The 22131-nt window shown below is 74.4% G+C and carries 22 protein-coding genes; 6 read left to right on the top strand and 16 right to left on the bottom strand.

Translation table 11 applies throughout. From position 1 onward, the window contains the following. Window positions 1-56 precede the first annotated feature (56 nt). From ACGFIG_RS10820 to pepN, 8 genes are all read right to left on the bottom strand, one after another. Window positions 57-2405, bottom strand: coding sequence for a ComEC/Rec2 family competence protein (locus ACGFIG_RS10820; RefSeq protein WP_393002859.1), 2349 nt, complete (start codon window positions 2403-2405; stop codon window positions 57-59). A gap of 152 nt (window positions 2406-2557) precedes the next feature. Then, window positions 2558-3571, bottom strand: a complete 1014-nt coding sequence (locus ACGFIG_RS10815) for a helix-hairpin-helix domain-containing protein (protein ID WP_393001490.1) — start codon at window positions 3569-3571, stop codon at window positions 2558-2560. 254 nt (window positions 3572-3825) lie between these two features. Continuing rightward, entirely contained in the window at window positions 3826-4395 is a 570-nt protein-coding gene (locus ACGFIG_RS10810) for a DinB family protein (protein WP_393001488.1), read from the bottom strand. A gap of 90 nt (window positions 4396-4485) precedes the next feature. Next, window positions 4486-5334 carry a DegV family protein gene (locus ACGFIG_RS10805; protein WP_393001486.1) on the bottom strand — a complete coding sequence of 283 codons (849 nt, stop codon included), beginning with the start codon at window positions 5332-5334 and terminating at the stop codon, window positions 4486-4488. A gap of 39 nt (window positions 5335-5373) precedes the next feature. Further along, complete coding sequence (locus tag ACGFIG_RS10800) at window positions 5374-6000, bottom strand: histidine phosphatase family protein (RefSeq protein WP_393001484.1); 627 nt, start codon at window positions 5998-6000, stop codon at window positions 5374-5376. After that, the gene (gene rsfS, locus ACGFIG_RS10795; protein ID WP_393001482.1) at window positions 5997-6407 is read right to left on the bottom strand and encodes a ribosome silencing factor; all 411 of its coding nucleotides are present in this window, start codon (window positions 6405-6407) and stop codon (window positions 5997-5999) included. The genes ACGFIG_RS10800 and rsfS overlap by 4 nt, the downstream gene beginning before the upstream one ends. Before the next feature lie 110 nt (window positions 6408-6517). Then, a complete protein-coding gene (nadD, locus tag ACGFIG_RS10790; RefSeq protein ID WP_393001481.1) occupies window positions 6518-7114 on the bottom strand; it encodes a nicotinate-nucleotide adenylyltransferase in 597 nt (198 codons plus the stop codon). Between the two features lie 71 nt (window positions 7115-7185). Then, window positions 7186-9702 (bottom strand): aminopeptidase N, encoded by a 2517-nt coding sequence (gene pepN / locus ACGFIG_RS10785; RefSeq protein ID WP_393001479.1) that lies wholly within the window; start codon window positions 9700-9702, stop codon window positions 7186-7188. A 70-nt stretch (window positions 9703-9772) separates the two neighbouring features. Between pepN and ACGFIG_RS10780 the strand changes: the two genes are divergently transcribed. Next, window positions 9773-9991, top strand: a complete 219-nt coding sequence (locus ACGFIG_RS10780) for a DUF397 domain-containing protein (RefSeq protein WP_088992395.1) — start codon at window positions 9773-9775, stop codon at window positions 9989-9991. A 73-nt stretch (window positions 9992-10064) separates the two neighbouring features. On the opposite strand, the gene ACGFIG_RS10775 is transcribed toward ACGFIG_RS10780, so the two are convergent. Both ACGFIG_RS10775 and ACGFIG_RS10770 read right to left on the bottom strand, forming a co-directional pair. Next, window positions 10065-11963 (bottom strand): hypothetical protein, encoded by a 1899-nt coding sequence (locus ACGFIG_RS10775; RefSeq protein ID WP_393001477.1) that lies wholly within the window; start codon window positions 11961-11963, stop codon window positions 10065-10067. A gap of 338 nt (window positions 11964-12301) precedes the next feature. Next, window positions 12302-12694, bottom strand: a complete 393-nt coding sequence (locus ACGFIG_RS10770) for a hypothetical protein (protein WP_393001475.1) — start codon at window positions 12692-12694, stop codon at window positions 12302-12304. Between the two features lie 272 nt (window positions 12695-12966). Between ACGFIG_RS10770 and ACGFIG_RS10765 the strand changes: the two genes are divergently transcribed. After that, window positions 12967-14214: a cytochrome P450 gene (locus ACGFIG_RS10765; RefSeq protein WP_393001473.1), complete on the top strand. Its 1248-nt coding sequence runs from the start codon at window positions 12967-12969 to the stop codon at window positions 14212-14214. Between the two features lie 60 nt (window positions 14215-14274). On the opposite strand, the gene ACGFIG_RS10760 is transcribed toward ACGFIG_RS10765, so the two are convergent. Together ACGFIG_RS10760 and ACGFIG_RS10755 are read right to left on the bottom strand one after the other, a co-directional pair. Further along, window positions 14275-15447 carry a zinc-dependent alcohol dehydrogenase gene (locus ACGFIG_RS10760; RefSeq protein WP_393001471.1) on the bottom strand — a complete coding sequence of 391 codons (1173 nt, stop codon included), beginning with the start codon at window positions 15445-15447 and terminating at the stop codon, window positions 14275-14277. Then, the gene (locus ACGFIG_RS10755) at window positions 15444-16079 is read right to left on the bottom strand and encodes a cyclase (RefSeq protein WP_393001469.1); all 636 of its coding nucleotides are present in this window, start codon (window positions 16077-16079) and stop codon (window positions 15444-15446) included. The genes ACGFIG_RS10760 and ACGFIG_RS10755 overlap by 4 nt, the downstream gene beginning before the upstream one ends. Before the next feature lie 145 nt (window positions 16080-16224). Here ACGFIG_RS10755 and ACGFIG_RS10750 point away from each other — a divergent pair, with 145 nt between their 5' ends. Next, on the top strand, window positions 16225-16962 hold the full coding sequence (locus ACGFIG_RS10750) for a class I SAM-dependent DNA methyltransferase (RefSeq protein WP_393001467.1): 738 nt from the start codon (window positions 16225-16227) through the stop codon (window positions 16960-16962). Beyond that, window positions 16959-18056: a glycosyltransferase gene (locus ACGFIG_RS10745; RefSeq protein WP_393001465.1), complete on the top strand. Its 1098-nt coding sequence runs from the start codon at window positions 16959-16961 to the stop codon at window positions 18054-18056. The genes ACGFIG_RS10750 and ACGFIG_RS10745 overlap by 4 nt, the downstream gene beginning before the upstream one ends. 148 nt (window positions 18057-18204) lie before the next feature. Here ACGFIG_RS10745 and ACGFIG_RS10740 read toward each other — a convergent pair whose 3' ends face one another. The 3 genes from ACGFIG_RS10740 to ACGFIG_RS10730 are packed head-to-tail and all read right to left on the bottom strand — an operon-like array spanning window position 18205 to window position 20094. After that, window positions 18205-18855 (bottom strand): DUF3618 domain-containing protein, encoded by a 651-nt coding sequence (locus ACGFIG_RS10740; protein ID WP_393001463.1) that lies wholly within the window; start codon window positions 18853-18855, stop codon window positions 18205-18207. Beyond that, complete coding sequence (locus ACGFIG_RS10735; protein WP_393001461.1) at window positions 18852-19304, bottom strand: phage holin family protein; 453 nt, start codon at window positions 19302-19304, stop codon at window positions 18852-18854. Before ACGFIG_RS10735 ends, ACGFIG_RS10740 begins: the two co-directional genes overlap by 4 nt. A 31-nt stretch (window positions 19305-19335) precedes the next feature. Beyond that, the gene (locus tag ACGFIG_RS10730) at window positions 19336-20094 is read right to left on the bottom strand and encodes a hypothetical protein (protein WP_393001459.1); all 759 of its coding nucleotides are present in this window, start codon (window positions 20092-20094) and stop codon (window positions 19336-19338) included. A 260-nt stretch (window positions 20095-20354) separates the two neighbouring features. On the opposite strand from ACGFIG_RS10730, the gene ACGFIG_RS10725 reads away from it, so the two are divergent. Then, window positions 20355-20834, top strand: a complete 480-nt coding sequence (locus ACGFIG_RS10725) for a DUF4383 domain-containing protein (RefSeq protein ID WP_393001457.1) — start codon at window positions 20355-20357, stop codon at window positions 20832-20834. Window positions 20835-20945: 111 nt separating this feature from the next. After that, window positions 20946-21605, top strand: coding sequence for a DUF6766 family protein (locus tag ACGFIG_RS10720; RefSeq protein ID WP_393001455.1), 660 nt, complete (start codon window positions 20946-20948; stop codon window positions 21603-21605). A 19-nt stretch (window positions 21606-21624) separates the two neighbouring features. On the opposite strand, the gene ACGFIG_RS10715 is transcribed toward ACGFIG_RS10720, so the two are convergent. Further along, window positions 21625-22074 carry a GNAT family N-acetyltransferase gene (locus ACGFIG_RS10715; RefSeq protein ID WP_393001453.1) on the bottom strand — a complete coding sequence of 150 codons (450 nt, stop codon included), beginning with the start codon at window positions 22072-22074 and terminating at the stop codon, window positions 21625-21627. Window positions 22075-22131 lie beyond the last annotated feature (57 nt).

Here is a 22131-nt window from a genome sequence, read left to right as displayed (position 1 = left end):
GCAAATCCAGACATTTACCATAGTCCACCGCTAAAGCGGAGAATCCGCATCGATCTCTAGGGTTGTCGCCCCGGTGACGTGCCCCGCGTCACCACCCCGAGACCGGCCCGACCCCACACCGCCGCCACGTCCCCCTCCGTGTCGGTACGCAGCACCCGCGCCCCGCCGCGGGCCAGCCGCCCGAGCACGGCGGGATTGGGGTGCCCGTAGGTGTTGCCCGTCCCCACCGGCACGAGGGCGATCCGGGGACGGACCGCGTCCAGGAAGGCCGGGTCCTGGTAGGCCGACCCGTGGTGCGCGACCTTGAGCACCTCCGCCCGCAGCCCGCCCGGCGCTGTGTCGTCCAGCAGCGCCCGCTGCTCCTCGGTCTCGGCGTCCCCGGCGAGCAGGATCCGTACGCCGGAGACGGTGGCGAGCAGCATCAACGAGTTGTTGTTGGGGTCCGACCGGGTGCCCTGCAGCGGACGGGGCGGACCGATGACGGTGAACTCGACGGCACCCTCCCGGTAGCGCCAGCCGGCCGCACCCGCCACCACGTCGACGGAGTGCGCCGCGGCCTCGGTGTGGACCAGATCCCGCCCGGCGGCGGGCTCCGACCACTGCGGGACGAGCACCGCGCCGACGGTCCGGTTCCGGAACACGCCCGCCACGCCACCGGTGTGGTCGACGTGGAAGTGGCTGACCACCAGCAACGCGACCTCCCGTACGCCCAGCCGGCGCAGGCAGCCGTCGGCCGCCCCCGGGTCGGGTCCGGCGTCGACCACCACCGCCCGGCCGGCCGCCACCGGCAGCACCACGGTGTCGCCCTGGCCGACCGCGCAGGCGGCGACCACCCAGCCCGCCGGAGGCCAGCCGGGGGCCGCCAGCCGTACGGGTAGCGTCCCCGCCACCACCGCGACGACGACCACCGCCACCAACCGGCGGACCACCGGGTGCCGGGTGGCGACCAGCAGCGCGACGGTCAGCCCGGCCAGCAGCAACGCCCCCGTCACCCCACCCGGCCACGGCAGCGTGCCCGCCGGCAGCCGCGCCCCGTGCCGCGCCACCATGACCAGCCACCAGGCCGGCCAGCTGGCCAGCCACGCGACGAACTCCGCCCCGGCCGGCCAGACCGGCGACACCGCCGCCGCCAGCACGCCGAGCACCGTGGCGGGCGCGATGGCCGGCACCGCGAGCAGGTTCGCCGGCACCGCCACCAGGCTCACCGTGCCCGAGATCCCGGCCACCACCGGGGCGCAGGCGAGCTGCGCGGCCGCCGGCACGGCCAACGCCTCGGCGAGCCCGGCCGGCACCCCGCGCCGACGCAGCCCGTCGCGCCACCTCGGGGCGAGCAGCAACAGGCCACCGGTGGCCAGCACGGAGAGCGCGAAACCGGCGTCGCCGGCCAGCTCCGGGTCCACCAGCACCAGCACGACGACCCCGGCGGAGAGGGCGGGCAACGCCGCCCGGGGACGCCCGGCCGCCAACGCGGCCAGCCCGATGGCGCCCATGGTGGCGGCCCGTACCACGCTCGGCGAGGGACGCACCAGGATGACGAAGCCCACCAGGGCCAGCCCGCAGAGCCCGACGGCCAACCAGGGGCCGGCCCGCGCCCAGCGGGCCAGCAGCAGCACCGCGCCGACGACGATCGCCACGTTGGAGCCGGAGACCGCGTTCAAATGTGTCATGCCGGTGGCGAGGAAGTCCTCCTCGACGGTGGGCGGCAGCCGGCTCGTGTCGCCGACCACCAGGCCGGGCAGCAGACCGCCCTGCTCGTCGGGGAGCGGGGCGCAGGCGCGTTGCAGACCGGCGCGCAGCGACCCGGCGGCCCGCTGCGGCGACGGGGCGGCTCCCTGCGGCACCGGCGGCCCGGCCGCGCTCAGCACCGCCGCGGTCAGGTCGCCACCGCGTGGCGCGGCGAGCCGTCCTTCGGCGGTCAGTCGCTGGCCGGGCAGCAGCCCCCGCCAGCCGGGATCGGTGGCGAGGACCAGCACGCGGGCGGGCGTGGCGACCCGTCGCCCGTCCGGGCCGGTGAATCCCGTCGACTCGGCCGGTACGAGCAGGGTGGCCGGGCGCCCGGCGACGCCGCGTACGGGACGGGGATCGTCGCGGACGACCAGTTCGGCGGTGACGAGGGCCCGCTCCTCCACCAGGGCGCGGACCGGTCCGGCGTCACGGACGGACAGCCGCGCGGCGGTCGCCGTCGCACCGCAGACCACGCCGAGCAACACGGCGACGGCGATCCAGCCGTACCGCCGGACGGGGCCGGACGGCCGCCCGAGGACGCCCGACAGGTGCAGCGCGCCCAGCCCGGCCGCCCCGGCCGCCACCGCCGCCAGGAGCAGGGTCCCGCCCACCGTCAGGTGCAGCCCGGCCAGCGCGGCGAGCCAGGTGGCCACCGCGAGGCCGGCCAGCCGCAGGTCCACGGTCGCCGCGGCCCGCTCGTCCCCGCCGTCGACGCCGGACGTCCCGGGGCCAACCGTTGCGAGCCCGGACGTACCGACGCCGGACGTCCCGGGGCCAACCGTCCCGACGCCGGACGTCCCGAGGCCGGACGCGCCGGGCACACCGCCGGCCGTCACACCGTCACCAGGTCCTTGAGCTGCTCGTAGCGGGCGTCGCCGATGCCGTCGACCTGGCGCAGGTCGCCGACCGAGCGGAAGCCGCCCTGCTGGTCGCGGTGGGTGAGGATGCGCTGGGCGAGCACCGGTCCGACGCCGGGCAGCGCGTCGAGCTGCGCCAGCGTCGCGGTGTTCAGGTTGACCCGGCCCCCCGCGCCGGGAGCGCCGGGAGCGCCCGGTGCGGCTCCGGCAGCCGCCCCGGGCGGGGCTGCCGCGCCCGGCGGTGCCGCTACGCCGACCAGGATCAGCTCCCCGTCGGTGACCTTGCGGGCCGGGTTCAGCAGGGCCACGTCCACCCCCGGCAGTGCCCCGCCCGCCGCCTCCACGGCGTCGGCGACCCGCGCGCCGGCGGGCACCCGGACCAGCCCGGGACGGCGTACCTTGCCGGCGACCGCGACCACCAGCTCGCCGGCGGGAGTCGCGGCCGGTTCCGCGAGGCCGGACACCGCCGCCCCGGACGCCTCCACGGTGGCCATCGGGCTTACCGGCTCGGTCTGCGGCCGGGACCGCCAGGCCCAGAAGCCGGCCCCGGCCACCACCAGCACCGCGACGGCGGCCAGCGCCCGCACCCCTCGCCGGCCGGGGTCGAACGCTCCTGGCCCTGGCAGCCGGGACGCCGCGCCCGGGACGCGGGTCGGCGGTTCGGGCTCCGGCAGCGCCACCGCGCCGGCCGGCGACGCCGATGCGCGGGGCGGCAGCGCCACGACCGGCTCCGGCACCCCGACCGAGCCCGGTCGGTCTCCGGGCAGCCCGGCGGGCCTGCGAGGGTCACCGGACAACCCAGCGGGCCTGCGATCATCGTCAGACAGATCGGCCGTCCCCTGACGGCCGTCGGACGGCCCGGCGGGTCCGCCGGGCCATTCCAGGGGATCGGCGGGCCCGCCGGGGTGCGCCCGTACGGCGCGCGAAGACCGGCCCGCCACCAGCCGGCGCAGTCGTTCCCGGACCACCGTCTCCTCGTCTTCTGACACGACGCGAAGCTAGGTCCGCGAGCCCGGGGCGCGCGGCCGGCCGGGGGCCGGCTGTGGATGACGGCACCGCCTGTGGACAACCCCCTGATCATGCGGGCGATGTGCTAGGGCGGCGACGAACCGCAGTTCAGCGCGCATCGGGACCGGGACCGCCAACCTGCCCCGTCCGCGGCATCCGTCACGGCGACGCGCTCGCTGCTCCGCGCCGGCCGGTCCTCTCGCCGCCATCGCGTGGCTTTCAGGACGACGGAAACCTAACGGTCGCCAGCATCGCGGGCGGCCTGCTCCACCCGCTGGCGGTGGTCCCGCCACCACGGCTCGTCGGCGGGTGGCAGGTTGTCGTTCCCGGGCAGCAGCCCGGCCGCGCCGTCGATGAGCTCGCGCACGATGTCCGCGTGGCCGGCGTGCCGTTGTGTCTCCGCGACGACGTGGACCAGGACGCGGTGCAGTGTGACCGCCGCATCGCCCCACCACGGCACCCGGCCGACGTCGTCGAGCGCGAGGGCTTCGATGGTGGTGTCGGCGTGGGAGCTGGCGCGACGGTACAGGGCGACGATCTCTTCACGGGTCTCGTCCGCGGTCGCCCACATGTCGGCATTGGTCTCGGCGGCGTCGCCGGTGTACGGCAGCTCCTGGCCGAACGGCCGGCCGAACACGACGCCGAAGTAGAGGATCTCCATGGCCGCCGCGTGCTTCACCAGGCCGAGCAGGTTGGTCGCGGTCCGGGTCAGCGGGCGCCGGGCGTCGTACTCGCCGAGCCCGTCGAGCTTCCACAGCAGCGCGTCACGGCCGCCCTTCAGGTAACTGTGCAGGTCGTCCTTCATCGGGTCACGATGTCAGCCGGACGGATGTCGGCGCTGCCCCGCGCGATGGACAGAGATCATGACCGGGAGGACAGACCCTGGCCGGCGATCCTAGGGCCGGCGGTGCACGACGACGCAGGCCAGGCCGGGCCCGGCGTGCGCGGCGACCACCGCGCCGGCCTCCGAGACGTACGAGTCGCGCAGGCGGTCGCCCAGCCGGACCCGGAGGGTCTCCAGCAACGCCTCGGCCCGCTGCGCCGCGGCGAGATGGTGCACGGCCAGGTCGACCTCGGCGTCGCCGGCCGCCTCGACGGCCAGGTCGACCAGCCGCGCCACGCCCCGGCTGGCGGTACGCACCTTGTCCCTGAGCACGATCGCGCCGTCCGGCATGTGCATGATCGGCTTCACGGACAGGGCGGTGCCGAGCAGCGCCTCGGCGGCGCCGATCCGGCCACCCCGGCGGAGGAACTCCAGCGTGTCGACGTAGAACCAGATGCTGGTGCGGGCGATGTCGTCGCGCGCGGCGTCGCGTACGCCTGCCAGGTCCTCCCCCCGCTCGGCGGCCGTGGCGGCGGCGACGGCGGGAAAGCCGAGGCCCATGCCGGTCGAGCGGCTGTCGACCACGGCGACCCGGTCGTCGAAGCCGGCGGCGGCCAGCCGGGCGGCCTCCACCGTGCCGGAGAGCTCGGCCGACAGGTGCACCGAGACGATCCCGTCGGCGCCGGCGTCGAACAACTCGCGGTACGTCCGGGCGAACTGCTCCGGCGCGGGGCGGGAGGTGCTCACCGAGACGCGTCGGCCGCCGAGCGCCCGGGTGGCGTCGGCCGGGGTGGTCTCGACCCCCTCCAGCCCTTCGGCGCCGTTGAGCACGACGGTCAGCGGCACCACCGTCAGCCGGTGGACGCGCAGCAACTCGGGCGGGAGGTAGGCGGTGGAGTCGGTGACGACCGCGACGGGCATGCCCGGCACGCTAGCCGATGTCGCTGAGGAACGCCGGGGTCAGACGGCCTCGGCGGCCGGGACGGTGATCAGGCCGACGTTGTGGGCCCGCAGGTGCCAGCCCCGGACGTCGTCGTGACGCAGCTCCGTCCAGTGGCAGTTCTGCAGCGCGCCGACGGTGCGCAGCACGGCGGGCTCCCAGCCGAGCAGGTGCCCGCAGCCCTGCCGGGCCGCGCCGCCGTGGGTGGCCACCACCACGGTGCCGCCGGGCACGGCGTCGGCGGCGTCGGAGAGGGCCGCGCCGACCCGCTTGCCGAGGTCGTCGAGGGTCTCGATGCCGGCACCCGGGTCCGGGTCGCCGGCCCGCCACCGGGCGAACTCGTCGGGGTGGTGTTCGGCGGCCTCGGTGATGGCCAGCCCCTGCCAGGATCCGAAGTGTCGCTCCCGCAGCCGCGGGTCGGTGCGCACCGGCAGCCCGGTCAGCGCGGCCAGCGCGGCGGCGGTGTCGGCCGCGCGGCTCAGGTCGCTGGCCACGATGGCGTCGGGCCGCAGCCCCGCGAGCAGGGGTGCGGCGCCGCGGGCCTGCTCGCGGCCGAGGTCGTTCAGCGGTACGTCGGTCTGCCCCTGGATCCGGTTGGCGGCGTTCCAGTCGGTGTTGCCGTGCCGCCAGATGATCAGGCGGGTCATTCGGCCGTGGCGGAGCCGGTGCCGGACTCGGCGTCGACGAGGTCGCGGTCGACGAACGGGATCGTCGGGCAGTCCTTCCACAGTCGGTCGAGGGCATAGAACTCGCGCTCCTCGGTGTGCTGGACGTGCACCACGATGTCGACGTAGTCGAGCAGCACCCACCGGCCGCCGCGCTCGCCCTCGCGCCGGACGGGCTTCGCCTTCTCCGGCAGTTCGAGCAGCCGCTCCTCGATGGCATCGACGATGGCGAGCACCTGACGCTCGTTGGGAGCCGCGGCGAGCAGGAACGCGTCGGTGATGGCGAGCTGGTCGCCCACGTCGATGATGACGATGTCCTGCGCCTTCTTGTCGGCCGCGGCCTGGGCGGCGGCGAGAGCCAACTCGTGGGCGCGTTCGGAAACTGTCACCGTTCTCCTTCGATCAACCGTGCGATGCTCCAAGCGTCTCACACCCGGCGGAATCCCGACTCGTCAGTTCTGGCGCGTTACCCACCCGAACCAGCCCGGAACGGGACGAATCACGGCTGGTAGAGGCGCCGCTTGGCGATGTACTGCACCACACCGTCCGGCACCAGATACCAGACCGGCTCCCCCCGGGCGACCCGCGCCCGGCAGTCCGTGGACGAGATGGCCATGGCCGGAACCTGCACCAGGCTCACCGTGTCGGCCGGCAGGTGCGCGTCGGTCAGCTCGAAGCCCGGCCGGGTCACCCCGATGAAGTGGGCCAGCTCGAAGATCTCGTCCAGGTCCTTCCAGGAGAGGATCCGCTCCAGCGCGTCGGCCCCGGTGATGAAGTACAGCTGCACCTTCGGGCCGTACTCGGCGTGCAGGTCGCGCAACGTGTCGACGGTGTAGGTGGGCCCGCCCCGGTCGATGTCGACCCGGCTGACCTGGAAGCGCGGGTTGGAGGCGGTGGCGATGACCGTCATCAGGTAACGGTCCTCGGCCGGGCTGACCGGCTCGTCCGCCTTCTGCCACGGCTGGCCGGTGGGGACGAAGACCACCTCGTCCAGACCGAACCGGTCCGCCACCTCGCTGGCCGCGACGAGGTGGCCGTGGTGGATCGGGTCGAAGGTGCCGCCCATGATGCCGACCCGCCGGGTGTCTTCCTCCACCCCGCGATCGTAGGCCGGGCGGAACCGACGTTTTCTCGGGGTCGCCGGACCGTCCCGCTCGGCGTACGGCGTCAGGCCGCCGCCGCGGCGACCGCCGTCCGGGCGACCAGGGCGCGGCGCAGGTCGTCGTCGGCGTCGGTCACGACCCGGCGCAGGCCGGGGGTGACGTCGTCGCGGGCCAGCAGTGCCGCGGCCGCCTCCCGGGTGGGCTGCGCCACGGCGTGCCGGGGGAAGGCCAGCTTCGCCACCTGGTCGGCCACCCACGGCGTACGCGACCGCGCGGCGGCCGGCATGTCGGCGAAGTAGCGCTCGACGTAGCCGGCGGTCAGCTCGGCCTGCTCGGGCTGCCAGAACCCCTGCGCGGTCGCCTCCACGAGCCGGTTGGACAGCTCGGTGTTCGACACGACGATCTCCCACGCGGCCCGCTTGGCGGCCGGGTCGGGCAGCGCGGCGCGGCAACGGGCGGCCCGCTCGGCGCCGCTGGCGCTCGGATCGGCCGCGGCCTCGGCGGCGATCTCCGCCGCGCCGGCCGCCCCGAGCACCACGAGCCGGAGCAGCAGCGCCCAGCGCAGCTCGGCGTCGACCGCCAGCCCCGGCGGGACGTCCCGGCCCGCGAGCCAGCCGGCCAGCCGGTCGGTGTCGGTGCTGGCGGCGATCCAGCCCCGGGCCGCCGCGAGCTGGAGCGACCCGCCGGCCGGCGCGTCGTCGAGCAGCTTCCGGCAGGCGCCGGCCACCTGCGCCAGGGCGGCCGCGCGGGCGAGCGGTTCGAGGTAGCGGTCGATCAGCGAGCGGCTGAGCGCGAGCACGTCCTCGGCGATGATCACCTCGGTCTCGGCGGGGAGGGCGGCGGCGAGCAGGGCGACGAGGCCGGCGACCGGCCGCTCCCCGTCGGTGGCGGCGTCCAACGCCTCGCCCCAGAGCAACGCCCGGGCCAGCGGGTCGGCCAGGCCGGGCAGCACCAGCGGCACGGCGTCCGCCGAGGCGGGGTCGAGCCGGATCTTGGCGAACGTCAGGTCGCCGTCGTTGGGCAGCAGAAGCCGGGCCGCCGGCCCGCCGGCCAGCGCGGTGAGCACCGTCCGGCCGCCGTCGGCGTCCGGGTCCAGGTCCACCTCCGTCCGGACGACCGTCCCGTCGGCGGCGTACCGGCCCACGCCGATGCGGTGCGGGCGCAGGACCGGGTGCGAGGCGGGGGCGGTCTGCGCGATCGCCACCTCGGCGTAGCGGCCGTCCGCGTCGACGGTGACCTCGGCGCGCAGCGTGTTGACCTGCGCCGTACGCAGCCAGCGCCGCGCCCAGCCGGACAGGTCGCGCCCGCTCGCCGTGGCGAGGCTGTCGAGCAGGTCGGCGAGGGTGGCGTTGCCGAAGCGGTGCTTGGCGAAGTGGGCGTTGAGGCCGACGAGGAAGGCGTCGTCGCCCAGCCAGGCGACCAGCTGCCGCAGCACGCTGGCTCCCTTGGCGTACGAGATGCCGTCGAAGTTGAGCAGGCCCTCGGCGGCGTCGGCGACCTGCTCGGGCGCCACGGGGTGGGTGGAGGGGCGCTGGTCCGCCGCGTAGCCCCAGGCCTTGCGGCGCAGGGCGAAGGTCGTCCAGGCCCGGTCGAAACGGGTCGCCTCGGCGGTGACCCGGGTGCCGAGGTACTCCGCGAAGGACTCGTTGAGCCACAGGTCGTCCCACCAGCGCATGGTGACCAGGTCGCCGAACCACATGTGCGCCATCTCGTGGGCGATGGTGGTGGCGCGCTGCTCCCGCTGGGTGTCGGTGACCGCGGAGCGGAAGACGTAGTCGTCGCGGTGGGCGACGAGGCCCGGGTTCTCCATCGCGCCGAGGTTGAACTCCGGCACGAACGCCTGGTCGTACTTGCCGAACGGGTAGCGCTCGGCGAAGAGCTGGTGGAACCGGTCGAGGCACTGCTTCGTGACGGTGAGGATCTCCTCGGCGTCGGCGTCCAGGTGCGGGGCGAGGGAACGCCGGCAGTAGAGGCCGAGCGGGATGCCGTCGTGCTCGTCGCGGCGGACGTGCCAGGGACCGGCGATGAGCGAGACGAGGTACGTGGCCAGCGGCTGCGTCGGGGCGAACTCCCAGCGCCCGGGGCGCGGGGTGGCGGCGAGCTGTCCGTTGGCCGCGACGGTCCAGTGCTCCGGGGCGGTGACCGACAGGGTGACCGGGGCCTTCAGGTCGGGCTGGTCGAAGGCGGCGAAGAGGCGCTGCACGTTGTCCAGGAAGGACATGGCGTAGAGGTAGGTCTCGCCGTCGGCCGGGTCGACGAAGCGGTGCATCCCCTCGCCGGTGTTCGAGTACGCCATCTCGGCGGAGACGGTGAGCGTGTTGGTCGCGGCGAGGCCGGTCAGGGGCAGCCGGTTGTCGTCCAGCGTGGACGGATCGACGTCGCGGTCGTCGAGGCGTACGGCCAGCAGTTTCGCGGGCTGGACCTCGACGAAGGTCTCCGCGCCGGGGGTCGCCCGGAACCGGATGGTGACGTCGGAGCGGAACCACTCGCCGTCGCCGGTCAGGTCGAGGTCCACCTGATAGGACTCGACAGTGATCGCCGCGCCACGCGCGGTCGCCTCTACACGGGTCAGGCTCGGCATCCGCTTATCCTGCCCGATGGGGAACCGTACGTGTCTCCCCCATGACCCGGTGGCACTGGAGGAATCAACGATGGCTTCGCACCCCAAGGGCGACTTCGACCTCTCGCGGGCGGTCTGGCAGCGGGCCGAGGGCGACACCTCCGAGAGCGCGGTGGAGGTCGCCTTCGTCGACGACCTCATCGGCATGCGCAACTCCGCCGAGCCGGACGGCCCGGTCCTGGTCTTCACCCAGGCCGAGTGGGACGCCTTCGTCGCGGGTGCCCAGGACGGCGAGTTCGACCTGGACTGACCGCCGCCGGCCGGAGGGATCGACCCGACCGGGCGACGAGGGGTGGGTGCGGGGCGGCGCGGGTGCGCCCCGCTCACTCGCCCGGCGGCCGTGGCCGTACCCGCTTGGCCACGGCCGACCAGAGCGGGCCGCCGAGCCGGGTCCGTTTGATCCACCGCAGTCGGGCGATCGCGCCGCCGGCCGGCTGACGTTGCTGCGGGGGCGCGGTGATCCGGGCGTACGCGGCGCCGGTGGCGGGCCGGGTGGTGCCCGGTTCGAGCCGCTCGGAGGCGAGCGCCAGCCAGGTGAACTGTTGCAGCGTCCGCTGGTCGGGTCGGCCGCCGCGGGCCGCCGTCCGTAACGCCTTCTCCACGGCGGGCCGGCGGACGAGGTGGGTCAGCGGCCCGTGCGCGGTGTCCAGCAGGCCGGCGATGGCCTGGAGACCGTCGCCCTCCCACACGCGGACGGCGGTGGACGGGCCGGTGGAGACGCTGACGAACGGGACCTGCGCCCATTCGGGCACCAGGCGCGCGATCAGCCCGGTGTGCATCAGCCGCTCGCGCTTCTGCGGTGGGGTCAGCGCGAAGGTGGCGGCGACGAAGCCCGGGGAGAGGAACGGGGTGACCATCCCGATCGCGTAGGCCGAGGTGTACCAGCGGCGGACCCGTTCCACCAGGTAGATGTAGTCGACCAGGCGCAGGTCGTGCAGGCCGAGCCCGCTGCCGTGGTCGAGCAGGGCGCCGATCCGTTCCCGCTCGGCGGTGACGACGGCCGCGTCGGCCACGCCCGTCGGCACGGCGTTCAGCAGCCGGGTCAGGGCCGTCTCCCGTGGCGACGGTTCGCCGTCGTCGTCGGTGGGGGGATACCAGTATTCGGTGGCGAGTTCACCGGCGGCGCCGGTGAAGGTCGCCGGTCCGGCCTGGTCGACCAGGCGGCCCGGGCCGGCGGGGCGCACCAGGTAGCTGGAGGGGAACTGGTGGTCGGTCAGCCGTTGCAGGCGCCGGGCCCGCTCGTGCAGGCCCGTCCCGAGCACGTTGGCCGGCGCCCCGGCGAGACGCAGCGTGTGCTCGGGGTGCAGTCCCCGCTTGTCGCGCAGGATCCGCACCAACTCCCGGGCGACCTCGCCCTCGGCCCGGGTGTCCTCGTTGGTGAGGAACCGGGGGGTCCGGCCGGCCGCGATCAGTGCGGCGGCGATGAGCCGCGAGTCCTTCCCGCCGGACAGCCCGAGCGTGATGTCGTCGTCGTAGAGGCCGTGGATGCTGGCGGCGGTGGTCGTGATGGCGTCGGCGGCCCGGTCCAGCAGTTCGCCCACCGGCCGGCCCTGTGCCGCCAGCCCGTCCCGCACCACGTCGTCGGTGGCGTACCCGGTCGTGGTGGCGAGTTCCCACCCGCCGCCGGCGCGCCGGCGGCCGGTCACCCGCTCGCCCGCGCGGAGCAGTCGGGCGCCCCGCACGGGGGAACTGTCGCCGCCGAAGTGCCCGCAGAGGGTGTACGACGTCCAGCCGTCCAGGTCCGGCCGCAGGTCGCCGTGCAGGAACGTGGCCAGCAGGCTGGGCCGGGTGCAGAGGGCCGTGACGCCGCCGTGCCGGCCCGTGAAGATCCGGCACATGCCGATCCAGTCCTGTTGCAGGGCGAAGGCCCCGCCCGCGTCGAGAGCCAGCAGGCCGAACGGCGGCACCACCTGCCGGTGCACCTCCTCGCCGGCCAGCAGGCGGCCGGCCAGCGCCGCTGGGCCCCCCGTCACGTCCAGCCCCACGGGCAGCCCGAGGGACACGGCTGTGACCGGCCCGACGGTGTCGACGGTCGGCCATCGGTAGTGGCCGGGGTCGCTGCGGTGCAGGACCGTGACGCCCCAGTCGTCGGCCCCGAACTCGTGGCGTACGAAACTGTCCGGCACCACGTCGGCGACGGCCGTCTCGAAACGTCGCCTCGCGGCGTGCCGGGCGCTGTCCGACAGATTGTCGTCGGCGAACCAGGCCAGCATCACGTGCATGTGCGATTCCCCCCGGAAAGCGCAGGAACGGATCGTCCGCCAGAGGGATTGAACCTCTCCGCCCTCCGGCGCGGGTGCCTTGGTGACCAAACGAAGCACTTCCGGCATTGGTGATTCCGGACAACCTTTCGGCGGCGAAAGCGGCGGAGAATAGGCCCACAAATGACACCGAAACGGGCGCGTGAGGAAAGGGTTGCCCCGAGGCGCAAATTGAGATCAATTCCTCGGGCCGGACGTCCCCGTCGAATCTCGCATGGGATTCCCATTGAATCCGTTTCCCATTTGAGGCCGAATTCGCGCAGGCAGTTGGCGCGCCGGGCCGATCGAAGAATGGCGGGTCAGTCGCCGTCGCCCCAGCCGAGCCCACCCGGGCCCGGGGCGTGATGGAAACCGGGATGCCCGGCGACGTCGGCGCAGCGCTCCCCGTCCGGGCCGGCCGCGCCGCAGAACAACCGCTCGGCCTGCCACCACGACTCGGCCGGCGACAGCGCCGACGCGCCCAGGGCCAACTCGGGTCGTAGCAGGCTCAGCGCCTCCGCGTACCCGACGGCCAGCTCCCGGGCCGACGCCAGGTCGGGGGCGGTGAAGCCGAGGTGCACGGTGAAGAACCGGTCCGGCCGGGCCGTACGGCGTGCCGGCGTGATCAACGAGGCTTCGGCGGCCTTCCGGGCCCCGCCGAGCGCCTCCAACGCCTGCCGTTGCCGCCAGTACGCCGGCCTGTTGTCGCGCATACGTCCTCCCCGTGGCGATCGTGGGCGGCCCCGTCCTCCGGTGGGTTGCCGATCCCTCCCGGCTCCCGCCGGCGGACCGGCGAACCGCTCCCTGCGAGACAACCAGCTCTGCGCGTCCCTGGGAGGGGCCAGCAGGCACCTCGCCCGCTGGCCCCTCCCCCGCCGCCCCGCCACGGGGGGCACGACGACGGCGGGATTGCGTCACGGTGGCCTGGGTAGACACGGACAGGACCAGGCCGGCGACGGCCGCCACCCCTCGGTCAGGAGGCCCGATGGCGACCATCCCGACGGAGCGCAGCCCGGACAGTTCACTGGCGTTCCTGCGCGAGGGCTACCGCTTCATCGGTCGACGCTGCGACCACCACGGCAGCGACATCTTCCAGGCCCGGCTGCTGCTGGAGCCCACCATCTGCCTGCGCGGCCGGCCCGCGGCGGAACTCTTCTACGACACCGAGCGTTTCGTGCGGGCCGGCGCGATGCCGAAGCGGGGCCAGCACACCCTCACCGGGCGCGGTGGCGTGCAGGGCCTCGACGGGGCCGAGCACGCCGACCGCAAGGCCATGCTCATGTCGCTCATGACGCCGGTCGCGATCCGGCACCTCGCCCAGCTCTTCGACGACGAGTGGCGCTCCCGCGTACCGGCCTGGGAGTCGGGCGGGCCGGTGGTGCTGTACGACGAGGTCGGCCGGATGCTGACGCGCGCGGTCTGCGCCTGGGCCGGCGTACCGCTCGCGAACTCCGAGGTGGACCGGCGCACCGCCGACCTGCACGCGATGATCGAGGCGGCCCCGGCCCTCGGACCCCGGCACTGGCGGGGCCGGCGGGGCCGCCGCCGGAGCGAGCGCTGGATCGGCCAGGTCGTCGACCGGGAGCGGGTCGGCACGCTTCCCGCCCCCGGCGGCAGCGCGCTGCGGGTCATCGCCGAGCACCGGGACGCCCGGGGGCGGCTGCTCCCGCGCCGGACCGCGGCCGTCGAACTGCTCAACGTGCTGCGCCCCACGGTCGCCGTCGACCGCTTCGTCGTCTTCGCCGCGCTGGCCCTGCACGACCACCCCGCCTGGCGGCGGCGCGTCCGCGGGAACGACGAGGCCACCGAGAGCTTCGTGCAGGAGGTGCGGCGCTACTACCCCTTCTTCCCGGTGGCCGCCGCCCGGGTCCGCCGCTCGTTCGACTGGCAGGGCCACCACTTCCCGCGCGGCCGGCGGGTGCTGCTCGACCTGTACGGCACCAACCACCACCCCACCCTCTGGCCCGAACCGGAGCGGTTCCTCCCGGAGCGGTTCACCGGTTGGCGGGGCGACCCGTTCGCGCTCGTGCCGCAGGGCGGCGGCGAGCACCTGGCCGGTCACCGCTGCGCCGGGGAGTGGATCACGATCGAGCTGATGAAGCGGGCGGTGACGAACCTGACCACCACGATGCGCTACGACGTGCCACCGCAGGATCTGGCGCTGAGCCTGCGCCGGCTGCCGGCGCTGCCCCCGAGCCGGTTCGTGATCACCAACGTGCGCCGCACGGCCTGAGCGACACGACACACCGCGCCCGGGTTCCCGGTCGGGCCCCCGGGCACGGTGCGGCGCCGCTCAGGCGGGGTGCAGGACCGTACGCAGGCAGCCGTCCTCCTTCTTCTCGAACATCTCGTAGCCCCGCGCCCCCTGCTCCAGCGGCATCGGGTGGGTGGCCAGGTAGCCGGGATCGATCTCGCCGGCCGCGATCCGGTCCAGCAGCATCGGGATGTAGCGCTGGGCGTGCATCTGCCCCATCCGCAGCACCAGCGCCTTGTTCATCGCCGCGCCGAGCGGGAACTTGTCCACCAGACCGGCGTAGACGCCGACGATGCTCACCGTCCCGCCCTTGCGGCACGCCATGATCGCCTGCCGGACCGAGGTGGGGCGGTCGGTCTGCAGGCGGGCGCTCTGCTTCGCCCTGTCGTACGCGTACGCCGGGCCGACGTCGTGCGACTCCATGCCGACCGCCTCGATGCACGCGTCCGGGCCCCGCCCGGCGGTCATCTCCCGCAGCGCCTCCAGCACGTCGGTCTCGGCGTAGTTGACCGTCTCCACACCGAGCCGGTCGGCGGCGGTGGCGAGCCGCTCCGGCAGCCGGTCGATCACGATCACCCGCTCGGCGCCGAGGAGCTGCGCCGAGCGCGCCGCCATCTGTCCGACCCCGCCCGCGCCCCAGACCGCGACCACCTCGCCGCCCTTCAGGGCGCAGAAGTCGGCGGCCATCCAACCGGTGGGCATCGCGTCGGAGGCGAACACCACCGAGTCGTCGGGCACCCCGTCGGGCACCGTGAACGCCCCGACGTCGCCGAACGGCACCCGGACGTACTCGGCGTGGCTGCCGGAGTAGCCCCCGGCGGCGTGCGAGTAGCCGATGATGCCGGCCGGCGAGTGGCCCCAGAGCTTCTCGGTGAAGACCGGCTGCGGGTTGGAGTTGTCGCAGAGCGAGTACTGCTCGGTGCGGCAGTACCAGCAGCCGCCGCAGGCCACCACCGAACCGACCACGACGCGGTCGCCGACGCGCAGCCGTCGTACGCCCGGCCCGGTCTCCACGACCTCGCCCATGAACTCGTGGCCGAGGATGTCGCCCTCCCGCATCGCCGGCAGGAAGCCGTTGATCAGGTGCAGGTCGGAGCCGCAGACGCTGCTGGCGCCGACCTTGACGACGATGTCGCCCTCGGCGCGGATCCGCGGCTCCGGCACGTCGCGTACGGCCAGTTTGCCGACGCCTTCCCAGCAGAGCGCCCTCACGCCCGTCCTCCCGTCGTCAGCTTCTCGCGGAGCTTGTCGGTCGCCTTCTCCTGGGCCGCGCTCCGCCCGGACGGGTCGCGTCGGGTGTCGATCACCTGCCCGCACTCCACCAGCGCCTTCACCCGGCGCAGCGCGTCCCGCAGCCCCTGGTCGGGATCGTCGCCGCCGAGGATTCCGAGGGTCCGGCGCAGCGGTCCGGAGCGCCACCGGAGTTCGGCGCGGACCTCCGTACCCCGGTCCCGGGGTGCCGGGGCCAGCCGGACGGTGCCCTCCTGCTCGGGCCCGTCGGTGACCCGCCAGCGCAGCCGCCCGGGGCCCTCGACGGTGATCTCGGCCCGCCATCCGGTGCCCCCACCGGCCTGGTCCCGCGCCACGCAACGCCACCGGTCGCCGTCGAGTTGCTCCAGCGTGGCCCACTCGGCCAGCGCCCGGTCCATCCGCTGCCGGTCGGTCCAGAAGCCGATCACCGCCTCCACCGGACGGTCGATCGTCACCCCGCGCCGCACCACGTACCAGCCGTCGCGGCGCTCGGGCTGGTGCCGGCGCCGCCGACGGGCCACCGCCCGGCCGACACCGGCCACGGCCACCGTGGTGGCACCGAGCAGCGCCCACCTCGTTCCGTTGCTCGTCATCACGTCTCCTCCGCCCGGGTGCCCCGGGGTGGGACCACCCGCACCGATTGCGCTACCCGGCGCCGCCCGACCGAAACGACACGCCGGTTTGGTCGCCGCATAACCGGGCACCTGCTGCGGGCACCCACCGCCATCGGGAGGCACCGTGTCCTTCGACGCCAGCGCGTACGGCCGGCAGGTCGCGGACGTCTACGACGAGACGTACGCGCACCTGACGCCGGACGCGGCGGTGGCGCGGCTCGCCGAGCTGGCCGACGGCGGGCCGGTGTGCGAGTTCGGCATCGGCACCGGTCGGCTGGCCCTGCCGCTGGCCGCCCGGGGGCTGACCGTCGCCGGGGTCGAGGGTTCCCCGGAGATGGCTGCCGGGCTGCGCGCCAAACCCGGCGGGGACGCGATCGAGGTGGCCGTCGGCGACTTCTCCACGACCCGGGTGCCCGGCGAGTTCGCCCTGGTGCTGCTCGCGTTCAACACGATCTTCGCGCTGCCGGACCAGGCCGCCCAGGTGGCCTGCTTCCGCAACGCCGCCGCCCACCTTCGTCCCGGTGGTCGGTTCGTGGTCGAGGCCTGGACGCCCGATCCCGGCGCGTTCCACGCCGGTGCCGCCCTGCGGCCGGTGCGGGTGGCCGAGGACGCCGTACTGCTGGAGGCGGCCCTGTTGCACCCCGCCGAGCAGCGGATGACCACCACGAAGATCCGCTTCAGCAGCGACGGCGTGCAACTGCTGCCGGCCAACCACCGCTACGCCTGGCCGGCGGAGCTGGACCTGATGGCCGAGCTGGCCGGGATGCGCCGGGAGCACCGGTGGGAGGACTGGACCGGCCGGCCGTTCACCGACCACAGCCGCGAGCACGTCTCCGTCTACCGGCTGCCGGAGTCGGCGTGAGCGCGCCGGCCCGCCCGACCGGTCCCCCGCACGACGGCGGCACCGCCGATGCCGCCCGCGGCGCACCCGGTGCCGCTCGCCGGGATGGCGCCGCCGGCGTCGAGGGCGGTGCCGTCCCGGCGCCGGGCGTCGACCGGCTCCCCATGGCGTACGTCCTGCCGCTGCGCTGGACCGACGACGCCGGCCTGGCCGGGCTGACCGGGTACCTGCGCTGGTTGGCCACCCGGGTCGACGTGACCGTGGTCGACGGGTCACCCCCGGAGCGGTTCGCCCGGCACGCCCGGGACTGGCGTGGCCTGGTCCGGCACCTGCGGCCGGATCCCGCCCTGCGCGGCGTCAACGGCAAGGTGACCGGGGTGCTCACCGGCGTCAGCGCGGCCCGGCACGAGCACGTGGTGATCGCCGACGACGACGTCCGGTACGACGACGCGGGGCTGCGCGCCGTGCACCTGCTGCTGGACCGGGTGGACCTGGTCCGGCCGCAGAACTACTTCGACCCGCTGCCCTGGCACGCCTGGTGGGACACCGGGCGTACCCTGCTCAACCGGGCGCTCGGCGCCGACTATCCCGGCACCCTGGCGGTACGCCGGAGCACCTTCCTCGCCATGGGCGGGTACGACCCGGACGTGCTCTTCGAGAACCTGGAGCTGATCCGCACCGTGCGCGCGTACGGGGGGACGGAGGCGGCACCCGCCTGGCTGCACGTACGCCGGCTGCCGCCCGACACCGCCCACTTCCTGGGTCAGCGGGTCCGCCAGGCGTACGACGACCTGGCCCAGCCGGTCCGCCTGGTGGCCTCGCTCGCGGTCCTGCCGGCGCTGGCGACGGCGGTCGCGCGCCGGCGACCGGGGCTGGTGTTCGGGGCGGCCGCGACCACGGTGGCGCTGGCCGAGGTGGGCCGGCGCCGGGGCGGGGGCGGCGCGGTGTTCCCGCCGCGGACCGCCCTCGCCGCCCCGCTCTGGGTGCTGGAACGCGGCGTGTGCGGCTGGCTCGCCGTCGGCCGGCGGCTGCTCTTCGGCGGGGTCCGCTACGCCGGCGGCCGGGTACGCCGCGCCGCCCACTTCGAGCGCACCCTCCGCCGCCACCACCGCTGACCCCGCGCGACCCGGCACACCGCCGACCCCGCGCCCGCACGCCGCGCGTGCCGGAGACACGACCGGGACGCACACGACAGCTCGCGGCCACTACCCGGGACGGTGTTCCGGGAGTGGCCGCGAGCTGCGGCGTACGGTGACCGGCCGGTCAGTACCGCACCTGTTCGCGGGACTGCTGCGCCTGGTCCCTCACGTCGTGCGCGGCCGAACGGGTGTCGTCCTTGACGGCGTGCACCGCGTCCTGGGCGGTGGACCGGACCGCCTCGGTGGCGTGCTGCGCCGGCTCGCGCAGCTCCTCCTTCAGCTCGTTGGCGACCTCACCGAGCTTCTCCTTCACCGCCCCGGCGTGCTCGCCCGCCCGCTCCTTGACCTGCGACGCCACCTGCTGCTCGCGGCGGGTCGCCGGGATCAGCGAGGAGGCGAGCCAGCCGACGCCGAAGGCGATCAGGCCGGCGGCCAGCGGATTGCCCTCGGACTTCTGCCGGATCACGTGCGGCGCGCGGTGCGCGGCGTCGCTGACCGTCGAGGCCGCCGAGTGCGCCTTGTCGCTCACGGTGGATGCCGCCGAGGAGGCGTGGTCACCCACCGTGTGGGCGCCGTGCTTGGTGCTGTGACCCAGGTCGGAAGCGGTTCCCATCACCTTGTCCCTCACATTCTGCAGTGCGTTGCGGGCCCGCTGCTTACGGTCGTCGACGATGCGGGCGGGGCTGACCTTGTACGCCAGCGCGTCCACGTCGGAGCTCAGGTTGCTCCGGGTGGCTTCGATCTCCCGGCGGATCTGGTCCGGGTCGGTGCTCATCGGGTGACCTCCTGCGGGTGGGGCTTGAGCGCGTCGGGAATCCGCTGCACGCTGTCGTTGGTCTGCTTGAGGCCGCGGATCTGCTCGGCGCTCCTCTTGGCCTTGGTGTAGAGGACCGCGGCGATCGCGCCCCAGATGACGGCCACGATCAGGGCCGCCCAGCCGGCGTCCATCACGTTGGACAGCCCGGCCCAGAGGGCCAGCGAGAGGAAGAGGGCCACCATGTAGCCGCCGAAGCCGGCGCCGCCGAAGAAGCCGGCGGTCTTGCCCGCTTTCTTGCCCTCCTGGCGGATCTCGGCCTTGGCCAGCTCGACCTCCTGCCGCATCAGGGTGGACAGGTCACTGGTGACCTGGCGCATCAGCTCACCGATCGAGCTGCCCCTGACCTCGTCCGCGTCGTGGGGGTGGTGACCGGAGTTCAGTCCCGCCCCCTGCGTCGGCATGCTCATGCCGCCGCCTCCCTTCGGGTGGTTCGTGGGCTCACGGACGGGTGGTACCGGTCGACGGGACGCCCGGCAGCGGGTCGGTCTGGCTCACCGGCGGCAGCGGCTGGCCGACGCCACCGGCGGGGTCGGCGTAGCTGGTCGTCGTCTGCGGGTCGGCGTACGCGCCCGGGGTCGGGTCGAGGTAGCCGCCCGGCGGCACGGCGTCCGGCACGGCGCGCGGGGCCGGCGGGGTCGGGATGACCGCGGTGCGCTCCGGGTCGTACGCGGGGTAGCCGTTGCCGTCCTGGCCGTCGCCGGCGGAGATGTTCTTGGTCAGCCGGCCGGCGAGTACGCCGAGCACGGCGGCGCCGACCAGGAAGGTGCCCGGGTTGCGGCGCGCGTAGCCACGCACCTCGGCGATGATGTCGCCGGGTTCGCGCTGCTCCAGCCAGCCGGCCACGCCGTGCACGCGGTCGGCGGCCTGGCGGGCGATCTCGCTCACCGGGCCACCCTGGCCGCCCTGCTCGGCCATCGAGCGCATCTCGTCGGCCAGCGAGCGGAGCCCACCGGCGGCCCGCCGCTGCTGCTCACCGGTCTGGCTGGCGAGCTGGCTGCGGGCCTCGCCGTAGAGGTCGCGCGCCTGGCGCTTCGCCTCGCCGACGACCTCCCTGCCCTGCTCCTTGGCGGTCTCGGCGACGGCGCCGCCGGCGTGCTTGGCCTCCGAGCCGACCTGACGGGCCTGCTCGCGGACACCGCTGCCGTTGGTCGACTCCTGCCCGTACGTGGAGGTCGTGGGTGACAGATCGTAGGTCATGATTTCCCTTCCGCTCGGAAAGTCTTCGCGGTTCTGTGCTGGGGGGATGCGCCGGCCGGTTCCTGCCGTCGCAACTGTTGACCTACCCTGCGTATCCAGTTCCATACCTCCTTCGTGACTTTCCCTGCGGAGCCGCCGCCGGGCCGCTACAAAATGGAGGATCGCCGGATTGCGCGTCGAATCCGTCGCGCAGAGTGACGGACACCCCTCGCTGCCGGTGCCGCGAACAGGGCGTTCCGCGGGTCCACGGAGGTGAATCGATGGCACGGAACGCACGCGGCGGCCCCCGGGGACGCAAGCCGCGGGTGCAACTGGCCGCCGTGGCCGCGGCCGGGATCTTCATCCTGGTCGGGGTGCTCGGGTTCATCCCGGGCGTCACGACCGGCTACGACGACATGACGTTCGCGGGTCACCACTCCGAGGCCCGGCTGCTCGGCCTGTTCCAGGTGTCGATCCTGCACAACGCGCTGCACCTGGGCTTCGGGCTGGCCGGCCTGGTGCTGGCCCGCAGCATCGCCGGGGCCCGGCTCTTCCTGGCCGGCGGCGGCGCCCTCTACCTCGGGCTCTGGTTGTACGGCTTCGCGATCGACCGGGAGAGCGCCGCGAACTTCATCCCGGTCAACGACGCCGACAACTACCTGCACCTGGTCCTCGGCTTCGGCATGCTCGCCCTCGGGCTGCTGCTCTCCAACCAGTTCGGCACGGGCACCCGGCTGGACGACCCCTTCGACCGCCCCTGACTCCTCGCCGCACCGCGGCGTTCACCCGGTGCCGAATCCGGGCAGAAAGGACGTTTGCCCGGCACCGCGTCCGGGCAGGGAGGTCGGAGGCCCGTCAACTGGGAGGTCGTCATGCCGAGGTGGCTGCGTGACAACGCATTGACCGTGGCGATGTTCGGGGCGTTCCTGGTCTTCCTGGTGCTCCAGAGCGTGTTCGGCTGGCAGACCCGCAACGAGGAGCTGGCGGAACTCGGGGCCGCGCCGACGAGTTGGCTGGCGTACCTCGGCAGCGGGCACTTCGTGGAGTCGGTCTTCGAGAACTGGGAGTCGGAGTTCCTCCAGATGGGCGGCTACGTCCTGCTCACCGCCTACCTGGTGCAGCGCGGGTCGGCGGAGTCGAAGCCGGTGGGGCAGACCGACCGGCCCGAGGACGACGAGCGGCGCGCCACCGTCGACTCGCCCTGGCCGGTACGCGCCGGCGGGCTGCCCCTGGTGGTCTACCGCAACAGCCTCTCCATCGCGCTGCTGTTGATCTTCCTCGGTTCGTTCGTCGGCCACCTGCTCGGCGGGACCGCCCACTACAACGAGGAGCAGGCGATGCAGAGCGGGGCGCCGCCGGTCGGCGTGTGGGAGTTCCTCGGCACCAGCGAGTTCTGGTTCCAGTCGATGCAGAACTGGCAGAGCGAGTTCCTCGCGGTCGGCACGCTGATCGTGCTGAGTGTCTTCCTCCGTCAGCACGCCTCGCCGGAGTCGAAGCCGGTCACCGCCGCGCACGCGCACACCGGCGACTGACCCGCCGGACCGGGCGCCGTCAGGCCGGCACGCGCAGCCGCTTGGCGAAACAGAGGCTGTACGGGTTGCTGACGTACTCGCCGTAGACCGGGATCGGCTCGTACCCGCTGGAGGTGTAGAGCCCGATCGCGGCCGGCAGGTACGTGGCGGTCTCCAGGCGGAGCACCCCGTACCCCTGCTGGAAGGCCAACTCCTCCAACGCGGTCAACAGCTGCCGGGCGATGCCCCGCCCCCGGTACACCGGGCGGACGTACATCCGCTTCACCTCGGCGGCGTCGGCGTCGAGCGCCTGGATCCCGCCGCAGGCGACCGCCCGCCCGTCGGCGACCACCACCAGGTAGCGGATGTCGTCGTGGGTGGCGGTCGCCTGGCCTTCCAGCCCGCCGTCGGCCACCCGCAGTTCGCGCTGCTGGGCGGTGACCAGGGCGTCGATCTCCGGGTCGGTGGCGGGGCGTGACTCGATCAGCATCAGGCCACGCTAGGTGGCGGGGATTTCGGGCAGGTTTCCGGCAGTCGACCCGCTAGC

The organism is Micromonospora sp. NPDC049048, from assembly GCF_043197615.1.
GTDB lineage: Bacteria > Actinomycetota > Actinomycetes > Mycobacteriales > Micromonosporaceae > Micromonospora.
Note: the sequence above shows the minus strand (reverse complement) of the source record. Positions and strands in the feature narration are given on the sequence as shown.